At 22.0% G+C, this 24,761-nt stretch carries 13 protein-coding genes, 1 tRNA gene and 1 pseudogene; 6 read left to right on the top strand and 9 right to left on the bottom strand.

Features of this window, described 5'->3' with window-relative positions; all coding sequences use genetic code 11:
* The first annotated feature begins 66 nt into the window (after window positions 1–66).
* Both znuC and znuB read left to right on the top strand, forming a co-directional pair.
* Complete coding sequence (gene znuC / locus ABNS14_RS00975) at window positions 67–822, top strand: zinc ABC transporter ATP-binding protein ZnuC (RefSeq protein ID WP_348666508.1); 756 nt, start codon at window positions 67–69, stop codon at window positions 820–822.
* The gene (gene znuB, locus ABNS14_RS00970; RefSeq protein ID WP_348666507.1) at window positions 822–1,607 is read left to right on the top strand and encodes a zinc ABC transporter permease subunit ZnuB; all 786 of its coding nucleotides are present in this window, start codon (window positions 822–824) and stop codon (window positions 1,605–1,607) included. The genes znuC and znuB overlap by 1 nt, the downstream gene beginning before the upstream one ends.
* 443 nt (window positions 1,608–2,050) lie before the next feature.
* Here the strand turns inward: znuB and ABNS14_RS00965 are convergent, their stop codons facing one another.
* The 4 genes and pseudogenes from ABNS14_RS00965 to gyrA all read right to left on the bottom strand — a co-directional run bounded on the left by ABNS14_RS00965 (window position 2,051) and on the right by gyrA (window position 11,812).
* A complete protein-coding gene (locus ABNS14_RS00965; protein WP_348666506.1) occupies window positions 2,051–2,275 on the bottom strand; it encodes a YebC/PmpR family DNA-binding transcriptional regulator in 225 nt (74 codons plus the stop codon).
* A gap of 698 nt (window positions 2,276–2,973) precedes the next feature.
* Window positions 2,974–4,751, bottom strand: a pseudogene (gene aspS / locus ABNS14_RS00960) (aspartate--tRNA ligase).
* Between the two features lie 3,525 nt (window positions 4,752–8,276).
* Window positions 8,277–8,352 (bottom strand) — tRNA-Thr (locus tag ABNS14_RS00955).
* Window positions 8,353–9,283: 931 nt separating this feature from the next.
* Window positions 9,284–11,812, bottom strand: coding sequence for a DNA topoisomerase (ATP-hydrolyzing) subunit A (gene gyrA, locus ABNS14_RS00950; RefSeq protein WP_348666505.1), 2,529 nt, complete (start codon window positions 11,810–11,812; stop codon window positions 9,284–9,286).
* Window positions 11,813–11,970: 158 nt separating this feature from the next.
* On the opposite strand from gyrA, the gene ubiG reads away from it, so the two are divergent.
* The 4 genes from ubiG to yfaE all read left to right on the top strand — a co-directional run bounded on the left by ubiG (window position 11,971) and on the right by yfaE (window position 16,582).
* Window positions 11,971–12,696: a bifunctional 2-polyprenyl-6-hydroxyphenol methylase/3-demethylubiquinol 3-O-methyltransferase UbiG gene (ubiG, locus tag ABNS14_RS00945; RefSeq protein WP_348666504.1), complete on the top strand. Its 726-nt coding sequence runs from the start codon at window positions 11,971–11,973 to the stop codon at window positions 12,694–12,696.
* 167 nt (window positions 12,697–12,863) lie between these two features.
* Window positions 12,864–15,155, top strand: a complete 2,292-nt coding sequence (gene nrdA, locus ABNS14_RS00940; protein ID WP_348666503.1) for a class 1a ribonucleoside-diphosphate reductase subunit alpha — start codon at window positions 12,864–12,866, stop codon at window positions 15,153–15,155.
* A 69-nt stretch (window positions 15,156–15,224) separates the two neighbouring features.
* The gene (gene nrdB / locus ABNS14_RS00935) at window positions 15,225–16,304 is read left to right on the top strand and encodes a class Ia ribonucleoside-diphosphate reductase subunit beta (RefSeq protein ID WP_348666652.1); all 1,080 of its coding nucleotides are present in this window, start codon (window positions 15,225–15,227) and stop codon (window positions 16,302–16,304) included.
* A 5-nt stretch (window positions 16,305–16,309) separates the two neighbouring features.
* A complete protein-coding gene (yfaE, locus tag ABNS14_RS00930) occupies window positions 16,310–16,582 on the top strand; it encodes a class I ribonucleotide reductase maintenance protein YfaE (protein WP_348666502.1) in 273 nt (90 codons plus the stop codon).
* A 556-nt stretch (window positions 16,583–17,138) separates the two neighbouring features.
* Here the strand turns inward: yfaE and ABNS14_RS00925 are convergent.
* From ABNS14_RS00925 to ABNS14_RS00905, 5 genes are all read right to left on the bottom strand, one after another.
* Window positions 17,139–17,684 (bottom strand): YfaZ family outer membrane protein, encoded by a 546-nt coding sequence (locus ABNS14_RS00925; protein WP_348666501.1) that lies wholly within the window; start codon window positions 17,682–17,684, stop codon window positions 17,139–17,141.
* Between the two features lie 565 nt (window positions 17,685–18,249).
* Entirely contained in the window at window positions 18,250–18,831 is a 582-nt protein-coding gene (gene yfbR, locus ABNS14_RS00920; RefSeq protein WP_348666500.1) for a 5'-deoxynucleotidase, read from the bottom strand.
* Between the two features lie 566 nt (window positions 18,832–19,397).
* Window positions 19,398–20,114 carry an amino acid ABC transporter permease gene (locus ABNS14_RS00915; protein WP_348666499.1) on the bottom strand — a complete coding sequence of 239 codons (717 nt, stop codon included), beginning with the start codon at window positions 20,112–20,114 and terminating at the stop codon, window positions 19,398–19,400.
* Window positions 20,104–20,850, bottom strand: a complete 747-nt coding sequence (locus tag ABNS14_RS00910) for an amino acid ABC transporter permease (RefSeq protein WP_348666498.1) — start codon at window positions 20,848–20,850, stop codon at window positions 20,104–20,106. Before ABNS14_RS00910 ends, ABNS14_RS00915 begins: the two co-directional genes overlap by 11 nt.
* Window positions 20,851–20,917: 67 nt before the next feature.
* Window positions 20,918–21,742, bottom strand: a complete 825-nt coding sequence (locus tag ABNS14_RS00905) for a transporter substrate-binding domain-containing protein (protein WP_348666497.1) — start codon at window positions 21,740–21,742, stop codon at window positions 20,918–20,920.
* Window positions 21,743–24,761 lie beyond the last annotated feature (3,019 nt).

Here is a 24,761-nt window from a genome sequence, read left to right as displayed (position 1 = left end):
TTTCCATAGATTAATTTTATTAATTTTATATCATAACATTTTAATCATTCGGCAAAATTATTTACAATGCACACCATATTAAGTTTGAAAAATATTACTGTTAATTTCAATTCTCATAAAATAATTGAAAATATCTCTTTTGATTTACATTCACTTGAAATATTGACATTAATCGGACCAAATGGTGCAGGTAAATCAACACTTGCAAAAATACTTTTGGGACTGGTATTACCAAATAAAGGAAAAATTATTTATCCAAATAAATTACGTATTGGTTATGTACCACAGAAATTATCTTTAGAATTAATAATTCCTCTAACAGTTAAACGTTTCATGACATTAAAACCTAAAGTAAAAATTAATGATGTCATCCATACTTTAAAACGTGTTGGTGCTGATCATCTTCTCCACCAAGAAATGCAAAAATTATCAGGAGGTGAAACACAACGTGTCCTACTTGCCCGTGCATTACTTCATCAACCACAATTACTTGTCTTAGATGAACCAACTCAAGGTGTAGATATCAATGGGCAAATCATTTTATATAACATGATTCATAATATTCGTACAGAATTCCATTGTGCTATTTTCATGATTTCACATGATCTGCATCTAATTATGAGCATAAGTGATAAAATACTATGTATCAATAAAAATATTTTCTGTTCTGGAAAACCTAAAAATGTAGCCTTAGATCCAAAATTTATTGCTATGTTTGGTCATCATCATGCAGAAAAAACTCATATGCATAATCACAAAAAAAAACACTATGATTTTAATCATGACATTAATAAGATATTTAATAGGAAAATGATATCATAATGATCAAATTATTATTTCCTGGATGGTTAGCTGGTATGCTATTAGCTATTGTATCAGGATTATTAGGCTCATTCATTATTTGGCGACGTATGTCTTATTTTGGTGATACTCTTGCTCATGCTTCACTAGTCGGTATTGCTTTTGGACTATTATTTCAGATAAATCTATTTTATTCTGTAATCATTATCACGATTATTGTAGCAATATTATTAACTTGGTTAGAAAAATATCCTCAACTTTCCATAGATACTCTATTAGGTATAATGGCACACAGTACTCTTTCGATAGGATTAGTTATTATTAGCTTAATAGAGAATATACGTATGGATTTGATAACTTACTTATTTGGTGATCTATTGTCAGTAACCAATGAAGATATTTTTTTAATTGCTGCAGGTATTAGTATTGTTTGTATCATTCTTATATGGAAATGGCGTAATTTAATTTCAATAACTATTAATCAAGATTTAGCTTTTATAGATGGCATAAAAATACAAAACCTAAAAACATTGTTAATGCTCGTCATGGCAATTACAATAGGAATTGCAATAAAATTTGTTGGTGCTTTAATCATTACTTCATTATTTATTATTCCTGCAGCTACTGGAAGACAATTTGCAAAGACACCGGAACAAATGGCCATTATTTCTATAGTTATTGCTATGTTTTCTGTAACTGGTGGACTTTTAATATCTGCATATTATGATACACCAACAGGACCATCAGTTGTCATTTGTGCAAGCACTTTATTTATTTTAAGTTTATTGTTTAAAACAAAACATTAATTTGGATGTCATTTTATAAATACAGATAAATTTCCAATAAAATTTCTAATTTATTTTTCTAAACAAAATTTTTATAAAAAACAAATATTTATATCTTTTCTCTAAAATTTTATATATTATCATAAAATGTATTTATAATAAAAAATATTAAATCAATGTATCATAATTATTTATAATTAACATCAAAAATAAAAAAATATGCAAAAAAGTATATGAGTGAATTTTAAAAATATAAAAACTCTAACGATATACCAAAAAAAATAATCTTTAAAATCGAAATTATGATTTATTACTTTCACATCATTAAAACTTTTTAATATATTCATCAAACACAATAATTTATATGTTTTTAATATTTATTTTTTAATTAAATCATAATCACTTCATCTATTACAAGTTTGAAACCAGCTAAATTTAATTTTTTACTCTAAAAAAAATCTGATTTAGTATATTATACCATCATAATATTTAATATCTTCTACGCTAATATTTAATATTACTTCCATAAAACTATTTTTATCAATAAAAAATGCATAACTAAGAATACCACGTTTGATAAATAAATAACTTATATCTCTTTTAATAAGCAAAATACTAAAATATTTAGTAAAAAAAATACGTATATTAGATATAGTTCTATTACGATTATCAGTTAAACAATCTATCATAAAACAGTATTATTTGAACCACACATGACCTTAATAAATAATATAATTTATATTATTAATGTTAATATTTACTACACTACTTTCTATGACACAATTAATAGTATTTCATATCATATTATTAAATAATGCTTTATCAACAATAAAACAATCACAAATTTCATGAAACATCAGACGCAGCACCTAACTGAGTTGCTATTATTACTTCACAAATAATTTTAGTAAAAGATTTATTACACTTTGTATTTTTGCAATTTTTTTGTATTTTATATTAACCCATTTACTGCGACCTTTTCTTTATAATCTCTATAAAATAATTTTAGAAAAAAATACAAATATTGTTTATAATTATTTATATAATGTAGCATCAATGTTAATCAAATATTTATTAAAATAAAATAATCTGTTCTTCAATATTATAGAATAAAAATAAATTTTTTATAATTTTTAACACTATTTATTTGTAAAATATTTTTTTATTAATCTTCAAATAATTATCAATTATTTGTTATTTTTGTAAGAGAATTATTTTTTTAAAAAAATAAATCAATATATTATGTGTAATCATATTATTTTTGTACTATTACATATAAGAAACTTTATTAAAAAAAAGATAGTTATTATTTATAAGAAAATTAATTACAATAATACCATAAATCAAAAACATTATTAATGCCAAATTGATTGTTTATTGAAAAATATTATTTATTAATAAAATTAATTGATAATTCATCTAATAAACAAGAACTAACTGCACTTGGTGCACCAGTCATTAAACAAGCTGCTGCCGTTGTTTTTGGAAATGCAATAACATCACGAATATTCTCTGTTTCTGTTAATAACATAACTAACCTATCTAAACCAAATGCTAAACCTGCATGAGGTGGAGTACCATAATTTAAAGCATCAAGAAAAAAACCAAATTTCTTTTCTTGATCTTCTTTTCCAATATCAAGAATTTCAAAAACAGTTTGTTGCATTTTATTATTATGAATACGCACAGAACCACCACTAACTTCATAACCATTAATAACCATATCATAAGCATTAGCAATAATATCTAAAGGATTCACTTTTAATTGTTCCGGAGTACAATTTTTTGGTGCAGTAAAAGGATGATGCATCGAATGAAGTTTACCATTTGAATCTTCTTTAAACATAGGAAAATCAATGACCCATAGAGGTTTCCAAATATCATTTTTTATAATTTTCAAAAAATCATATCCTACCTTTAACCTCAAAGCACCCATAGCACGATTTACAATACTTTGTTTACCTGAACCTAATAATAAAATATCACCAACTTTAGCCTTTGTTCGTATTAATAAATTATGAATTACTTCTTGAGAAAAAACATTACTTATTGAACTTTCAATTTTTATTATATTATTAACACATGCATTTACTTTTATCCAAATTAATTTTTTAAGTCCATAAATAGAAACAAATTGATTATATTCTTCTAATTGTAAAAATGTTAATTTTGTACCCATAGGTATACATAATGCAACAATACGTCCATAACGTTCATTTACCACTTCACTATTAATAACTTCATTAAATAGTTGATTACATTCTAGCAAATTAATTAAATCAGCAATATCAATTAATTCTAGCGGATTGCGTAAATCTGGTTTATCTGTACCATAACGTCGTATAGCATCAGAAAAAGTTATTACTGGAAAATTATCTAATTCAATACCTTTATTTTCTTTCCACAAATTACGAATTAAACGTTCCATGATTTCACGAATTTGTTCTGCACTCATGAAAGAAGTTTCTATATCAATTTGAGTGAATTCAGGTTGACGATCTGCACGTAAATCTTCATCACGAAAACACTTAACTATTTGATAATAGCGATCAAAACCAGAAATCATAAGTAATTGCTTAAAGAGTTGAGGAGACTGTGGTAATGAATAAAATTCACCTTTTTTAATACGACTGGGCACAAGATAATCCCGTGCTCCTTCTGGAGTTGTTTTTGTAAGCATAGGAGTTTCAATATCTAAAAAACCTTCCTTGTCCATAAAACGACGCACAAAACTAGTAATTTTTGCTCTTTCTATTAATCGTTTTGCTATTTCTGGACGACGCAAATCGATATAACGATATACTAATCTACTTTCTTCTGAATTCTCTTGTTTGTTATCTATTGGTAAAGGTTTCGAAGGATTAATAATCGTCAATTTTTCAGCAATAATTTCAATATCACCAGTTGATATTTCTTTATTACTTTGAAAACGCTTATGAACTACACCTGTTATTTGAATACAAAATTCGTTACGTAATTTTGATGCTTGAATAAAAAGTTTTAAATTTTTTTTTTCAAAAAAACAATTTGCACTAAACCTTCACGATCTCTCATATCAACAAAAATTAATTTTCCTAAATTACGTTGACAATTTACCCACCCACAAAGAATTACTTTTTTTCCAATTTGAGAAATAGTTAATTCACCACAATAATCTGTACGCATATAATATATACCTTTTCTTTACAATTATTATTTTATCATCAAAATTTAATAAATAATAAATATTTATTTATTAAAACATATCAATTTTTATATACAAATTACTTTCGATAAAAACAAATACATTTTATTCAAAGTAATAAATTATTTATAAAATATTTATATTTTATCTAACAAAAAAATATTATCAAAATATTTAACAAAATTTATCAAAAACAAAATATTTTTTTAGAATTTTTGCTAAAAAATATAACATTTTATGAAATTATAAAAAATAATTTAATTGAATCTTTAATATTTTAACTAATAAAAAAGATTGTAAATCATCATATAATAGATTTTCTTATAAAGAAAATTTTGATTTAGATATAAATAGTACTTATTACTCGTATAAGTAATAACATATATAATATTTAATATAATATTATATCAAATAAAAATTTTGTATAATGATTCTTTAAAAAAATCTTATAAAAATAAATTCATATTTTTTATTTTTTTTAACAAAAAAAATGGTGAAATAAGTATTATTTATATAAATATTAATCTTTTTTTATAAAAATTATTATCATAAAATTTAAATATCAATATTAAATATTTAGAATATTTATAATATTAAAGATCAAAATCTAAACAAAAAATTTATAAAAATTATCATAACAAAAAAGTACTATATGTTATTTTTAAAATAAGTAAGAGAAAATTCTAATTTTTTAAAAAATTTTGTAACCTATTCTATTTTTAAACAAAATTTAGGGTTTTAATTTATTAAATTTATTAATTGATATATCAAAAAAATAATAAAATAACAGAAAAATATCAAAAATTTCATAAAACAAAAAACATCAATACCAAAAATTTAATTTAATATTCAAACATATATGATTATATAAAATATATTATGAAATATTTTATTTAAAATTTAATATTTATTATATTTTTAAAACAAAAATATAATAATATACAAAATATGAAAACTCAAAACTTATGTTTATAAGTTAAAATTTACTAAATTTTAGTAATAAAAATAAATGTTAGAAATTTAAAAAAAATTAAAAATATTCATAAATTATATATTTTTTTACAAAAATTTTCTTTTATAAAGAATTTATACAAGTATTTAAAATATATATATTTCAAATATTAACTACTTATAATAAATACATTATTATAAGTAATTAATACACAATTAAAATAGATTCAATAATACATTCAATAAAAATAAAAATTTCACAAAAAAAATATAATCAAACTCATTATTTTACTTAAAAATTTTAATTCATATAAATTAATATCTTTTCAATGTCGAAACTTATGAAAAATATTTTTATATATCTCAGTATAATATTTTTATATAATTTAATTTTGCTTATTTAAAAAAATAAATTATCAAAAAATCTTGCATAAAATATTTTTAAAAAAATTACACCCTCTAATAATCATAATAATCAAAAAAATCAAATAAATTTTTTAATTAAAATTTTACAGAAATATTTTTCTTAAATCTACATCGAAAAATTAGTCTTTTTATTAATGCAAAGCATTAATAATTAAAAACCTAAAAGTATTTTATAAACATATAATTAACTGATAAAATTTATTCTAAAAAATTGGTAATTTTTTATTAAAAGTTACACAGAAAAAATGTATTTTTTGTAGATCAAAAATGCAAAACTATCCTTATGATTATTTTAAATTAATTTTTATTTTAGTTTTTTTTTGATGCTATTAGGTATTGATATTTATTGACCTAGTTTATTATTCATTATAAAAATTTTTAATATTAATATAGGTTAAGTAAGAAGGAATTTAAAGAGTTACATTTCTTGATTTTCAATAAGTTACCTTTTTATTATTCAATAGAAAATACGATAGGTAGAAAAATAATGATATTAATTGGTATAATATCTTTTTTAAAACACATCAACTATTTTTTTTTAATCAATAATATTAATCAATTTATTATTTATTTTTTACATGGATTATCAATAACAAAAAAGTGTTATAATTAATGCTCTAATAAGAGATATTTTTAGTAAATAAGAGATATTTTTAGTAAATAAGAGATATTTTTAGTAAATAAGAGATATTTTTAATAAAGATAAGTTTTCATATAATATATCTTTTTATTTGTAATAACGTTATTATTAAAACTAATTTTAAATTTTATGATTATGTTTTAATCTTTCTGGCATGCAATTTTTATTGTTATTTTTTTAAAAGGTAATATTAAAACTTTATAGATTATTTTTTATTAAAGAAATTTTATCTAAAAATAAAAAATAAGATCTTAATATATGTAATATGATACAATAATTTATTTCATTGTATAAAAGTATAAAAATAAACGAGTATTTTATTATATCATTAATAACAAATATAATTAATAACAAAGTTTAATAATAACAAAGTTTCATTTGCTATATTATTTTCTGTTTTAAATACAGCTCTGTTTTTTACATTGAATCGAATGGTATTTTACCATAAAATCCCAAATATTATTTTAGTTTAAAAATTATTTTTTTATTTTTATTTATAATACTTAATACTCATTACCTTCATATTTTCAGTTCATGAAAAATATTAAATTTAATTTTAACTTTACAATTTATTATAAGAATTTGATTGGTTTTTACTGAAATATTTAATTTAGATTTTACCTATATAATTTTTAGTATTGCTATTTATTTTAGAAGGTATTAATATGGTACTTTTAATTCAATAACTTTTATTTTAAATAATTATTTCATATCATTCATACAATTTTTTTTATAGTTAGAACTATATTTTTTTTAGTATACTTTGATTCTATAGATTGTTTACTCTACTCTTTTAAAAAAATAATAAAATAAGTTCATAACTCTATTTATTTTATAAAATTATATGTTTCTTTTTATATTATATTTATCTTATTCATTAATTTTAATAAAACTAAAAAATAAAAAATTTATCAATGAATGATTTAATTATTTGAAGAAAAAAAATGGAAATGGATATTCTTCATATTTTTCTGAAAACTTATTAATATTAATAAAAATACGTACTATACACAAAGATATTTTTAAAATATAAACAAAATAAAAATTATATTTAATCATATGAAAAATATGAAAACCTTTAATTTTATTTTATATACTTTATGTAAATCAAAATATATTTATATTTAGTGTATATTCATAATAATAATCAATGAATAACATTTTATATTAATCTATAAAGTGAATCTATAAAAATAAAATTTTAATAAAAAATACTTTTATGCTATTAAACATTTATTACATTATAGAAAAATTTTAATATTTATATAAAAAATATATTTTACAATTAATACACATATATATATTCAAAAAAACAAAATATTATAATATATTTATTAACAATTTATTGATTAATAAAAATTAAATTAACATACATAAGTATATTAATTTTTTCAAAAAATAAAAATAGTTAAAAATAATAATTAATCTTAAAAAATATATTTCTTTTTTAAAATATCAATATTTAGAAATGAAACTACAAAAAACAATTTGGTGCCGGCTACCGGAGTCGAACTGGTCACCTACTGATTACAAGTCAGTTGCTCTACCAACTGAGCTAAGCCGGCAAAACTTATAAAATTAAAATCAAATATGATAATTATTTTTACCAATTCATTATAAAAAATACATAAAAAATATACGTTATATAAAATCGTTAATAATATAACATCAAATTATTTTAAAATCTAAATATTTTTTAAAAAATATCTATACATATATAAAATGAAAAATTAACCTTTAAATTATTAAATAATCAAAATATTATATAAAAATATATGTTTATACTTATTTTTAATTATGATTTAATATGTGTAAAAATATATCTGTATTATATAAAAGAGTTAAAATATATCATTAATATTTTTATTATTATTTTTATATGATATTGAATTTTAAATAAAATTAAGTTTTTTTAAAAAAATAAGAATACGTACATTTTTTTTAAAAAAAAATAAACATACAATTTATCATAGATATAATAATAAAAAATATTTAAAAAAATATTTTATATATTATCAAATTTATAATATTTTGAATAACTTTTCATAACATATAAAAATCTCAATATATTTTTTATATGACAAAGCAAACGAAAAAAATCATATGCAAACTATCACAAAAAGAACAATATTTCCTCTTAAAAATAGATTAATTCAATTTTAATTGAAAATTAATACAAAAAAAGATAATATATACTGTATAAGTATATAAAAATAAAAACATCACCCAATTTTATTTATTAAAAAATTATACGATGAATAAAATTTTATTATTAAATATCAATTTATATTTTTATAAAAGACATTTAATTCAAATAACTATTCGATAAAAAACAAAAAATTTGTATAAAATCAAAAAAATATAGATACTCTAAAATAATAAAATGATCTTTCTTATGAAATACAATACTTATAAAAAAATTTTTACAAAATATATATTAATCAATCTTGATTTTATCATATATTGATATTTCTAATAATCACTTGTTATTGTAATTTATATAGATTCAAGAACACGTTGTATACCAACTACCTTTTCATTTTTACTAGTATGTATTAAAGTAACACCATGTGTATTTCTTCCAACAATACTTACTTCTAGAACACGGATTCGAACTAAACGCCCAGTATCAGTAATAATCATAACTTGATCTTTTTTGTCAACTTCAATTGCTCCAACGACATAACCATTACGTTTGCTTACTTTAATAGAAATAACACCTTGAGTAGCACGTGATTTTATCGGATATGCAATTTGTTCAGTACGTTTACCATAACCATTTTTTGTAATAGTCAAAATATCACCCTTACCACGAGGAATAATTAATGAAACGACTCTATCTCCAGATTGTAATTTAATACCTAAAACACCAGCTGCTGTGCGCCCCATAGGACGAACAGCATTTTCTTTAAATCGAACAACTTTACCAGAAGCAGAAAAAAGCATAACTTCATTTTCACCTGTTGTTAGATTTACACCAATAAGTTCATCTCCTTCATTTAAATTAATTGCAATAATTCCTGAATTTCTTGGATGACTAAAATTTTTTAATGAAGTTTTTTTTACTATCCCACTTGCTGTAACCATTAATACATAATGATTTTCATCAAATGCATACACTGGTAAAATTGCTGTAATACGTTCATTTTTCTCTAATGGTAATAAATTAATAATAGGTCTACCTCGAGCTCCACGATGTGCTTCTGGCAACTGATATAATTTTATCCAATAAAGACGACCACGACTAGAAAAGCATAAAATCGTATTATGAGTATTAGCAATCAATAAAGATTGAATAAAATCTTCTTCTTTAATTCTAGCTGCTGATTTACCCCTACCCCCCCGTCTTTGAGCCTCATAAGAAGATAATGGTTGATATTTTATATATCCTTGATATGTTAATGTAACCATAACATCTTCCCGATTAATTAAATCTTCAATATTTAGATTAATGCTATTTTTATTAATTTCTGTACGTCTTATATCAGGATATTGTGACTTAACGGCTAATAATTCTTGTTTTATAATTTCTATTAATCTCTGTGGAGATTTCAGTATATCCAAAAGTAATTCAATCTGTTTCAGTAAATTATTATACTCATTTAATATTTTTTTATATTCTAAACTGGTTAGTTTTTGTAAACGCAAATCAAGAATAGCTTGTGCTTGTAATTCAGTTAAATAATATTGACTATATTTTATACCATATTTAGTATCCACCAATGTTGGTTTTTCAATCTCAGTATTTATGTTTGCTAACATAGAAGCAAGATCACCTAACTGCCATGGAGTGTTCATCAATACTAATTTTGCATTATGGGAATTCAATGCTTCTTGAATAAGCGGAATCATTGAATTAATATTAACTAAAGCTACTGATAACGCTTCTAATATATGAGCACGTTCACGTGCTTTACGTAATTCAAATATTGTCCGTCTAGTAACTACTTCTCTACGATGCCGAATAAAAAATCCAATAATTTCTTTTAAATTCAAAAGCTTAGGTTGGGAATCACATAGGGCAACCATATTAATTCCAAATGAAACTTGAAGTTGTGTAAGAGAATATAAATTATTTAATATAATTTCTGCTACCGCATCATGTTTTATTTCAATAACAATACGCATACCATCTTTATCAGATTCATCACGCAATGCGCTAATTCCATCAATACGTTTATTTTTAATTAATTCAGCAATTTTTTCAATCAAACGAGATTTATTGACTTGATAGGGAATCTCCTTAACAATAATAGTACTACGTCCATTTGAATTAATCTCAATATTAGCACGACCACGTATACAAATCGTCCCGCGACCTGTTTTATATGCATCTATAATACCGCAATACCCATTGATAATTCCAGCAGTAGGAAAATCAGGACCAGGTATATATTTTAATAACTTTTCAATACTAATGTTTTCATCATTAATATATGCTAAACAACCATCAATCACTTCACTAAGATTATGCGGGGGAATATTAGTGGCCATTCCAACTGCAATACCTGAAGAACCATTAATTAATAAATTAGGAATACGAGTAGGCATTACATCCGGAATTTCTTCTGTACCATCATAATTAGGTACAAAATTTACTGTTTCTTTATCTAAATCTTCTAACAATTCATGCACAATTTTTGCCATACGCACTTCAGTATAACGCATTGCAGCAGGAGAATCTCCGTCAACAGATCCAAAATTTCCTTGTCCATCAACTAGCATATAACGCATAGAAAATGGTTGTGCAAGACGAACTATAGCATCATAAACAGCACTGTCTCCATGAGGATGATATTTACCAATAACATCACCAACTATACGAGCTGATTTTTTATAAGGTTTATTCCAATTATTACCTAAAACATGCATTGCATATAATACACGACGATGTACTGGTTTTAATCCATCTCTTACATCTGGAAGAGCGCGACCAATAATTACAGACATTGCATAATCTAAATAAGAATCTTTAAGCTCTTTTTCAAGATTAATTGGTATAATTTCTCTCACTATCTCACTCATGGATCCAATATCCTTTATTTTCTTATTTATTTAGAAATAAAATTATACTATAAAATCATGAATTCATAAAATCAAAAATATATAATAATCTATTAATAGAAACTTTTAAAAATTACAAAAAACAAATAATTAATTTATCAAAACAAAATATATATATTATGAAAAATAAAAAATATTCAGACATAAAAAAAAACATTGATTACAATGAAATTAAAAAATTTAATTCCATAGCATCCCAATGGTGGAATCAAAAAAAATCATTTTTGCACAAAATTAATCCATTGCGTTTAAACTATATACTAAAAAATGCAAATGGTATTTTTGGAAAAAAAATACTCGATATAGGCTGCGGTGGAGGTATTTTATCAGAAAGTATGTATAAAGAAGGAGGGATCGTCACAGGAATTGATATAACACCTCAAATGATTAAAAGTGCTAAACTACATGCATTAAAAAACAAAATTAAAATTCAATACATAAAAGAGACAGCTGAAAAACACGCCAAAAAAAAACCAAACAATTATGATATAATCACTTGCATGGAAATATTAGAACATGTCCCTTATCCTAAATCAATAATTCAAGCTTGTGAAAAATTAGTAAAACCTGGTGGACATGTATTTTTTTCTACTATTAATCGCAACAACAAATCCTGGTTATTTGCTATTATTGCTGCTGAATATATTTTAAATATTGTTCCTAAAGGAACACATACAATAAAAAAATTTATTCAACCTTCTGAATTACTTAGTTGGATTGATCAAACCTCTTTAGAAGAAAAACACATCATAGGATTGCATTATAATCTTTTTAGTAATAAATTTTATTTAGGAGAAAACGTTGATATAAATTATATATTGCATGTATCACGCAGAAATATGTAAAAAATATTATATTTTTTATAACTTGCTAAAAAAACAATATTACATTATATTGTAATTTAAAAAATAAAAAATACTATATATTGTACTTTCTATGAATTTATTCTATGAATTTAAAAATATTATTTTTATAAATCCATAAATCCTAACTTTATAGGTATATCTACTATATGCGAGAAAGTCTTTTAGTAACAAAACGTAATGGTCATAAAGAACTCATTAATCTAGATAAAATTCACAAAGTTATCACTTGGGCTGCTGAAAATTTACAAGATGTATCTGTTTCACAAGTAGAATTACATTCACAAATTCAATTTTATAGTGGAATAAAAACTGCTGATATTCATGAAACAATAATTAAAGCAGCAGCAGATCTTATTTCTTCTAATACACCTGATTACCAATACCTTGCAGCTAGATTAGCAATTTTTCATTTACGTAAAAAAGCTTATGGAAAATTTGAACCCCCAAAATTATATCAACATGTAAAAAAAATGGTAAAAATAGGAAAATATGATAAACATTTGTTAGTAGATTATTCAGAAAAAGAATTTAACAAACTTGACAATTTTCTAGATCATTGGCGTGATATGAATTTTTCCTATGCAGCAGTTAAACAATTAGAAAAAAAATATTTATTACAAAATCGAGTTAGTGGACAAATTTATGAAAGTCCACAATTCATGTATATTCTTATTGCTGCTTGTCTTTTTGCGCGATATCCAAAAAAAATACGGTTAAATTATATTCATCTTTTTTATGATGCTATTTCAACTTTCAAAATTTCATTACCAACTCCTATTATGGCAGGAGTACGTACTCCTACCAGACAATTTAGTTCTTGTATATTAATTGAATGCGATGATACACTTGATTCTATTAATGCAACAACAAGCTCTATTATTAAATACGTATCTCAACGTGCAGGAATCGGCATTAATGCAGGAAATATTCGCGCATTAGGAAGTCCTATTCGTAATGGAGAAGCCTTTCATACAGGTTGTATACCTTTCTATAAACATTTTCAAAGTGCCGTCAAATCATGCTCTCAAGGTGGAGTACGCGGTGGGGCTGCTACATTATTTTATCCAATTTGGCATTTAGAAATTGAAAGCTTACTTGTACTGAAAAATAATCGTGGGATTGAAAATAATCGTGTACGTTATCTTGATTATGCTGTACAAATAAACAAATTAATGTACGAAAGACTTATAAAAGATAAAGAAATTACATTATTTAGCCCATCTGATGTCCCTGGTTTATATCAAGCATTTTTTAATGATCAAAGTGAATTTGAACGTTTATACTTAAAATATGAAGCAAATTCAAAAATACGAAAAAAACATATCAAAGCTATTAATTTATTTTCCTGTATGTTGCAAGAACGCGCATCAACAGGCCGAATCTATATCCAAAATGTCGATCACTGTAATACACATAGTGCATTTAATCCTAAAGTTGCACCTATTCGTCAATCTAATCTTTGTATGGAAATTCTTTTACCAACCCACCCATTAAATGATATTAAAGATACAAAAGGTGAAATTGCACTCTGTACTCTGTCCGCTTTTAATTTAGGTATGATTACATCATTAAATGAAATTGAAAAATTATCAGTATTAATAGTACGTGCATTAGATGCAGTACTAGATTATCAAAATTATCCTATTCTTGCCGCTAAAAAAGCTTCCATGAACCGTCGTACTTTAGGTATAGGTGTCATTAATTACGCTTATTATTTAGCAAAGAATAAAGTACGTTATTCTGATGGTAGCGCCAATAATTTAACTCATAAAACTTTTGAAGCTATACAATATTATTTGTTGAAAGCATCTAATGAACTCGCAAAAGAACAAGGACATTGTCCGTTATTTCATGATACAAATTATGCAAAAGGTATCTTACCTATTGATACTTATAAAAAAACATTAGATGAATTAACATCAGAACCACTACACTATGATTGGGAAACTTTAAGAATTAATATTAAGAAATATGGCTTACGTAATTCTACACTTTCTGCATTAATGCCATCAGAAACTTCTTCACAAATATCAAATTCCACTAATGGAATTGAACCACCAAGAGGTTATATTAGTATTAAAGCATCTAAAGATGGAATCTTACGTCAAGTAGTTCCAGAATATGACAATTTGAAAAATCATTATGAATTATTATGGCAAATCCCTAATAATGTTGGTTATTTACAACTTGTAGGTATTATGCAAAAATTCATTGACCAATCTATTTCTGCAAATACTAATTACGATCCGACTCGTTTTCCTAATAAGAAAGTTCCCATGCACCAATTAATAAAAGATTTATTAATGGCTTATAAATATGGTATCAAAACACTTTATTATCATAACACACGTGATGGTTCAGCAGACTTTCAGGGAGGTCTTAAAAAGACAATTGAATTTCCTGAAAACGATTGTAATAGTGGCTCTTGTAAAATATAAAAGGGGAATAACGTGAAATATAAATATACAACATTTTCACAAAAAAAAAATAATCAATTAAAAGAACCCATGTTTTTTGGTCAACCTGTTAATATTATACGATATGACCAACAAAAATATCCAATTTTTGAACAATTAATTGAAAAACAATTATCCTTCTTTTGGCGTCCAGAAGAAATAGATGTTTCTCGTGATCGAATTGATTATCAATCACTTCCTGAACATGAGAAACATATTTTTATTAGTAATTTAAAATACCAAACATTATTAGATTCTATTCAAGGAAGAAGTCCTAATGTTGCATTATTGCCACTTATTTCTATTCCAGAATTAGAGACATGGATAGAAACATGGTCATTTTCAGAAACTATTCATTCTCGCTCATATACCCATATTATTCGTAATATTGTCAATGATCCATCAAACATTTTTGATGATATAATATCTAATAATGAAATTTTAAAACGGGCAAAAGATATTTCTGCCTATTATGATAATTTAATTAAAATGACCAGTTATTATCATATGTTAGGTGAAAATCATCATACTATTAATGGTAAAAAAATTTTTATTTCTTTGCATGATTTAAAAAAACAACTTTATTTATGTTTAATGAGTGCAAATGCATTAGAAGCTATTCGTTTTTATGTAAGCTTCGCATGTTCATTTGCTTTTGCTGAACGTGAATTAATGGAAGGTAATGCAAAAATTATAAAATTAATTGCCCGTGATGAAGCATTACATCTTACTGGTACTCAACATATTTTAAATCTTATGCGTTCTGGTCAAGATGACCCTGAAATGTTTGATATTGCAAAAGAATGTGAAAACGAATGTTATGAATTATTTTTCCAAACAGCACAACAAGAAAAAGCATGGGCAGACTATTTATTTTCTGGTGGGTCTATGATTGGCCTTAATAAAGATATCTTATGTCAATACATTGAATATATCACCAATATTAGAATGCAAGTAGTTGGACTAAAATTACCATTTCAGAAACGTTCTAATCCTATTCCATGGATCAACACCTGGTTGATCTCAGATAATGTACAAGTAGCACCACAAGAAGTAGAAATAACCTCTTATTTAGTGGGACAAATTGATTCTCAAATAGATATTAATGAATTACAAAATTTTGAATTATAAAGATTATGAAAAAAAATAAAATTTTGTTTCATAAAAAAGAACAAAAACAAACAAAAATTATATTTCACGATAAACATCATACTAGCATTCTTGATACACTTGAAAAAAACAACATTCAGATTGATTTTCAATGTAGAAAAGGATTTTGTGGTATCTGTCGAATTTATCTTAAACAAGGAAAAATAAAATACCATAATCAACCTATTGCATTTATTAAAAATAATGAAATACTACCTTGTAGTTGTCAACCAATAACTGATATTTTTATTATCATATAAAAAAATATTCAATTCATAATTATAAAATAAATTATTTTTATGTTATATCTCTAAAAAATACCTATATAAAATTTTCAAAAACAATATCAATAAAAAATAAATGATCATAATTATGAATTTGATATTACAAAATTTGTTTATATATAAAATACGGAAAATATTTTTATTATACTTCTCTTGATTATATATTTTTACTATTTCATTGATATATCAATATTTTATTATTTATTTCATAAAACTATAAAACAAAAAAACATGAATAACATTATCAAAAAAGCGAAATATACCACCATTTAAAAATTATTAATAAAAATATTATTTGACTGATGATATCTAAATAATTAATTTTATTATTCTTATCAAGAATTTTAAAAATTATCTTATTTACGATAAAAAATAAATAAAAAGTTATAACTCTAACTGATAAAAAATCATTAAAATTTCTGATATTTATATATTATTGAAATTATAACTAAAACTACTATTTTAATTATTTACCATAAAAAATAAAAAAATTTAATACAAATACTGAAATTTATTAAACTTTCTTTTATAATTAAAAATTAAATACAGCACCAACATAAAAATTATCTACAATAATATGTTTAATATCATTACTATTATCTTTAATTGTAATAAAACGATAACCAGCACTAATGAAGAATGATTTTATTAATTCATATTTTATACCAATATTTGCTTCTTTATACAAATAATGATCAGAAATAAAAGAATAAGGTGAACTATAAATTTCACCATATATGCTAAAAAATGGCATAAAATACAAATTAACACCCATACCAGTAGTAAAAATAAAAGTAAGAGGATGTTCTTCTGGTGATAAGAAACAATAAGTTTTTCCAGAAAAATAAGCACTCACCGGTCCAAATGGAACACCAAAAGTTCCCCCTAAACTAATCAATTGCTTATCATTATCATTACGCATTAAATTACCATTTATTTCTAAATAAACTCCTTTATTACCAATACCAGCAGAAAATTCAGTAAAATCTTTTCCTATTTGAGCACCAACAACAATTGCATGTAAAAAATCTATAAAGAAAAAATAGCCAACTATTATTAATAATATTTTTTTTATCACTAGATGCCTTGTTATTTAGATAATTGATTTCAAATCAAAAATTTATAAAAAAATATTTTATAATACATTTTATTTTTTTGCATTATGTTGAATACAACATATAATTTTTATTCAAAGATTTAATAAATTTGAGGGATATGTTGATAAAAACAAAAATATTTATAATAAAAAATAAAATTATGATAAATTTAAGTATATATATTTAAAACGTACTTTACATTTTTATTATTATTTCAATGAGCATTCTTTGCATCTTTAATTAGAAAATCCTTAAAGATAAACTATAAAAATAAAATTTAATATTTTTAATAAAAAATATTTTTTATTAAAATCCAAAAAACAAATGCTACTAAAATATAATGCATTTAAATATTACATAATCATACAAAAAAATTATATTATTTATTGATAATAATACATTGTTTATAATTTTTTCACAATTAACAGAAAAAACTATGTCACAAAGAAATCAATATATTAAAATATATATATCTAACATCTTTCATATTTATGATAAATAGATAAAAAACTTCAAAAAAATATTTTATTCTACTACTACAATAAGTTAAGAAGTGATTTCATCTAAAGACAATTGAAATCCTGATACAAAATTTTTCATAAAATACTGTATTTCATCAGTGTAAGATTCAGTTAAAATTTTTTCAAGTCGTTTTTTAGCTAAATTGAATTCACTATTTCCAGCAGATAATTCTTCTAAACATTTTAAATACGCACAAAGCACATCTGCATATTTAACAATAGTATATTCTTTTTCAGAAAAATATTCATCATCTAAAATAACAAGAAAGTCTTTTTGTAATTCTTTTGGTAACATTTTAATAAGCTTTTTTTTTGCATATTTTTCAATTTTGTTATATTCATTAGCAATTTTAGTATTATGATATTTAATTGGAGTTGGTAAATCTCCAGTAATAACTTCACTAGCATCATGATACATAGCTAACACTGCAATACGTTCAGCATTTATATTTCCATTAAATTTACGATTTTTAATACAAGCTAGTGCATGAGCAACAAAAGCAACTTGTAAACTATGTTCTGAAACATTTTCTGTACGTACATTACGCATTAATGACCATCGATTAATCAATTTCATGCGAGAAAGATAAGCAAAAAAATAACTCATATATTTTCCTTGTATCTAAATTATAAAAAGAACATTGAACTTATGCATGTAACTAATATTTATTTAAAATACAAAATATTTACATAAGATTTATTTATATATTTTATTTTAAAAATATGATTTTTATTAAAAAACATTATTAATTATTAAACCTAAAAATTATATAAAAATTTAATTTCAGTTATTTTAAATAACATAAAAAATAATTTAATGTACGTTATATTTATATTATCATCAATTATCACATATTATTAAAAATTAAAAAAATATTGTATCAATTTATATTAAAGAAATAAGATTAAAGAAATAAGAAAGTATTGTTCATAATAATTTTTTTAGTTTTTTTTAACAATCTTAATAACTATCTACTCAAATAATAGAAATATTATTTTTTTATTCTTTATTTTTTAAATATATAATTCTTTTGATAATTCAATTCATATTAATAATTTATTACAAATATATTTACTAAATACTATAATACTAAAAGATTAAATTTGATAATTATTAATTTCATTAAAAATTTTTAAAAAATTAAAAAATCGGATTTAAAAATAAAATAACTATTAATTTAATTGAACAGATAATACATCCAAGAAAAATCTATTTTTTTTAAAATTACGTAAAATGTAATTTGCTATTATTTCAAGCGAAAAACACATTACAAAATAAATAAAAGCAACAAACAAAAAAATTTCCATTGAATAAATCATTTCTCTATTATTTACTTGAGCTGCTAAAAATGATAACTCTGCTAAACCAACAATGTATGCTAAAGAAGTATCTTTAATTAAAGCAATCAACTGATTAATAAATGATGGAACCATCATAAGTAATACTTGTGGTAATATAATGTTCCATAATACTTCAAACATTGTAAATCCTAATGACATACCTGCTTGCCATTGCCCTTGACTAATAGCTGCAATACCTGCTTTTACTACATATGCTAAATAAGCTGCACTAATCAAACTTAAAACAACAATTACAGTTATCAACTCAGGAATATCAGTTCCTAATAAAGTAGGTAATAAAAAATAACTCCAAAATATCAAAAGAATAACAGGTATAGACTTTAAAAAACATAAAAAAACTGCTAATAAATTTACCCATACACTTCTTAATATTGTTAACAAAATCCCAATAAAAATTCCTAAAATAATAGATATACTTCCTGCCAATAAACTTATCAAAAGAGTTAATGCTGCACCTTCTAAAGGTCCATCAGGATATGTTCCAAATAAAATATAACGCCAATTATCTGCAATAACTTCAAAATTCATATGAATATTTCTTTATTAAGAAATGCTTTTGACACAATTGTGAACAAAGTTCTACCATAAAAATGATAATGAGATAAAGAATTGTTGTAATTCCAAAAACTGCAAATGTTTGCAAACTTTCATTCTCAATTTGACGAGATACATACGAAAGTTCAGCTACACCTATTGCCATCGTTAATGAAGAATTTTTTATAATATTCATATACTGATTAAAAAAAAGCGGTATAGCAATTTTAAATGCTTGAGGAAAAATAACATAACGCATTACTTGAAAATTAGAAAAACCTAATGCTAATGCTGCAAATGTCTGTTCAATTTTAACAGCATAAATACCAGATTTTAATTCTTCAGCAATAAAAGGAGTAGAATAAAGAATTAATCCAATCATCCCTGCTAAAAATTCAAATGATGGCCACACCAATTGTACTCCAATAATAGAAATTTGGTGCGGTGTATTTAACCATTCTATCATAAATTTAGGCAACATATTTATAGCAGCAAAATACCAGAAAAAAATCTGTATTAACAAAGGTGTATTACGAAATAATGAAATATAAATATTTATTACATAACGAAAAAAAAATAGCTTACTTTCTCTAATCAAAGCCAAGAAAAAACCCAATACAGTTGAAATAATGATTGTAAAAAATGATATCCAAAAAGTAACAAGCAAACCCCGAAAAATTAAATTTATATAATCAATTCCTAAAAAACTAGCAGAAAAAAAATCAAACATTTTACAACCTGTTCATTATTACCTGTTCATTATTAAATGAATTTACTTGAATTATTAAAAAAAATATTTATTCATGCAATACTGTAAATTTAAAATTACCACGAGGTAGCGGTGTTTTAGTATTTAAACCAAACCACCGATTATAAATTATATCTGCCTGACCACTATTTTCTAACTTCAATAAAGTATTATTTACAGCTTGAATTATTTTTTTTTCACCTTTAGCTGCTACCAATGCTTGATATTCACATTTAATGCTAAAAGATGATATTTCATAATCTGCTCTTATTATTTCTGGTAAAGTACCTAATAAACCAATTAATTTAGCATCATCTTGAGTAATAGCCTGAACATTGCCATTACGCAAAGCAGCAAAAGCAAAAGGAGTATCATCATAAGATATTACTTTAGTTTCTGGATAAAGTTTACGAAGTGTAATTTCTTGTACTGTGCCTTTATCTGCACCTATACGTAATGGAATAATATCATTAATTTCTTTTAATATACCTTTACGTGCAATAAATTTTTGTTGACTTCTAAAATCAGGAATTGAAAAATCAACTTGTTTAGCACGTTCATTTGTAATAGTGAAATTAGCACTAATCAAATCTACTTTACCAGATGTTAATAACGCTATTCTATTAGCTGGATTGGTAGAACGTAAGAATAATTTTACACCAAAATCTTTAGCAATAGCTTCTGCAATATCAACATCATAACCAACAATCTTTTTAGTTTTAGGATCAATAAAACCAAATGGAGGATTACTATCAAAAACAGCAATACGAATGATACCTAATTTTTTAATACTTTCTAATCGATCTGCTTTTAAAAAACTACTAAAAAAAGTTAATATTGCAGATAACACAATTATAATAAGATAACTTCTCATTTTAAGTATTACCTTCTAATTGTTAAAACATAAACAATATTTGTATATAAATACATTAAAATATTAATTTATATACACAATAATGCAAAACTCTATATTTCTTAAAAAGAATGTAATAAATATATTGATCATTAAAAAAATATTGCAATATTATAAATAATCATTTTAGTAATGATATTTAATTAACTTTTTTATTATACATCTCTCAAATATTATTTTTTATAAAAAAAATAAAAAATAACATATTAAAAATAAAAAAAATCTCAAAATTATTATTAGAAAATATTTTCTTAACTCACTCTTATATAAATAATATTTTATAATTTTAAATTACTTTTTATCAAAAAAGTAATTTAAAAAATCTAAAACATACACAAATATCAAATTATTTTTTAAACAACTAAAATTAAATAAACAAACTAAAGCATAGTCATTAAATAATTATCAATATTTAGATCATTATTTTTAAGACAAAATTTAGATTTTCATATTTTAGAAATATTTAAGAAAATATAAAAATTTCTCATTTCATCAATTTATTCAATAAATAATACTTCTTTTTAAGAATACTTTATTTTAAATCCATTTGTTAAAAAATTTATCAAAAATATATTATTATATTCAATTAAATCTTTTTTTTTAAAAACTATTACAAAAAATAATAATATTTTTTTAAATACGTACAATACTATGCAATAGTAACATGTTAATATTGTATATTATCTTTATTACTTTAATAATAAATTATTTTTATAAGAAAAATATAGCAAAATTATTATTCAATATAATTTAACATTATTGCTTTGAAATTACTTTGAATATAAATTCATGTTTTCAAAAAAAATTAATAAAATTTTAAATTTTGATCATTATTCTTACACAAAAAAAGAAAAGATTAATATCTTTACTAAAATAAAAAATATCTTATGCCAAAAAAAATAACAATTTTTCTGGGATACTTTTCAATAAAAAGTAAACATTTTTAAAAAATTAAACATTGTTAAAATAATAATTAATTTATAATTTTAAAATTTAAAATACATTATTAATTTTTATAATTTTAAAAATCATAAAAAAATAATAATCATAGATTATATATTATTATTATAAAAAATAACTACAGAAAAGAAAATAATTTTTAAAATTTATATATAGGTAATATATATTTAAGAAATATTAATGATTACCTCATAAATATATACAAAAATAACATAAATGTTATTTTTAAATTTTATATAGTATAAATATTATATCATTCAGCAATATTTTTATATATTAAATTCTCCTCTATACAGAAATGTAATATAGTATATACTATATTTTTCATTTATAAAATAATTTATATAAATAATCAAAAATACAATACATCAATATTATTGTATCAATTAAGATTAAATATTAATTAATATAAACATATTTTTTATCTTTAAAAATATACAATCATATAAAAATATCATATTAAAATAAAAATTATTGATCTGTTGCTTTATACCTTCATCAAAAATATTATACAAAAAATAAGATATAAGCAATATTAATCAAAAATCAAAAACATCATTAATATAGTTTTTAAAACTATGTTAATGAAATAATATTTGTCTTCTTAAAGAAACTTTTTTGTATTATTTCAATAATGACATATGCTATAAAATTTTTATTCATAATATTTAATTTTTATAAAAATAGTATCTTTTATTAAATTAAATAAAACAACATAATGAATAGTATATTAATTAATCAAAAATAAAAAATTTCATAAAATGTTTTTTAATGCTACATTTTTTATACTGAACTTCCATATGCTACAAACTTCCATCTGCTACAAAACAGAGAATAATCTCCTAACTGTTTCTATATCAGATAGATGAACCGGGTTTCAATAATCTGATGTAAACAAAAAATAAACATCTAAAAAAAGATTATTATAGCATATATAGTATACTTATACTAAAATCCTTGAATAAAATTCTTGATGTTATATCAAAATAAAGATTCATGTGGATAAAAAACAAAAATTTTAAATTCGTCAATTGATCAATTCTTAAATAAGAAAAATTTTATTATTTAGAAATATTTTTTATGTATTTAAATTTAATTTGAATTTAGTAAAACAAATAATTAACTTCTTTATCTTATACAGCAGATATATTGTTAGCAATTTGTTTGATGTCTTATGCTATAAGACGATCTAATAATCAACACATTACATGGATATAATTTTAAAATTATATAATCGTCAAAATTAATTTTTAATCTAATAATTTAACCTACTTTTTTATTTTTTCTTTTATCAGAAAGATTAGAATAAAATTATTTAAATATCTTAAAAAATACGATAAGTATATAAAGCATCTTTACTTAATGACATCAGAAGTCAAATACAATAAAAAATAAATAATTTATAAAATTTGAATTACAATCTATTTTATCAAAAGTATTTATATATTACAGTTACTTAAAAATCTATTTTTTATTTAAATAATATTAAAATAAAATATATAATCGGTTATCATGATCTAAATAAAATTAAAATATTATAATATATTTAAATATTTTTAACTGCAATATCTTTTTAAAAATTAAGATTTTACAGTAATTTTTATAAATATTTTTTCATAAAATAAATTTTAAATATTTTATAATAATCAAAACCTTATGTATGTACTTATTATTTAAGTATCATTTTAATATAATACATAATTTTAATTTTTAATTTTATAATTAGAAATATTAAAAATTTATTTCTCAATCTTTTAATGAAAAATATATCAAAATAACATAAAGTATGTTTATTAAATTTTATTTAAATATTTTTTATGAAAATATAATAAAGAGTATTTCCTAAATACAAAATAATTAATTTTTCATAGCAAAAACAATTTCATTATTAATTTTTTAAAAAATCTACAAAAAATAAAACTAAAAATCTCATTATTATTAATAATATTTTTTATTAAAAGAAATAATCTAAAAAAGATATAACATCAACAATTTATACTATTATCATATTTAATTTAAT

Origin of the sequence: Arsenophonus symbiont of Ornithomya chloropus, from assembly GCF_964026495.1 — a bacterium.
Classification (GTDB): domain Bacteria; phylum Pseudomonadota; class Gammaproteobacteria; order Enterobacterales; family Enterobacteriaceae; genus Arsenophonus.
This window is presented reverse-complemented; position numbering and strand designations above follow the sequence as displayed.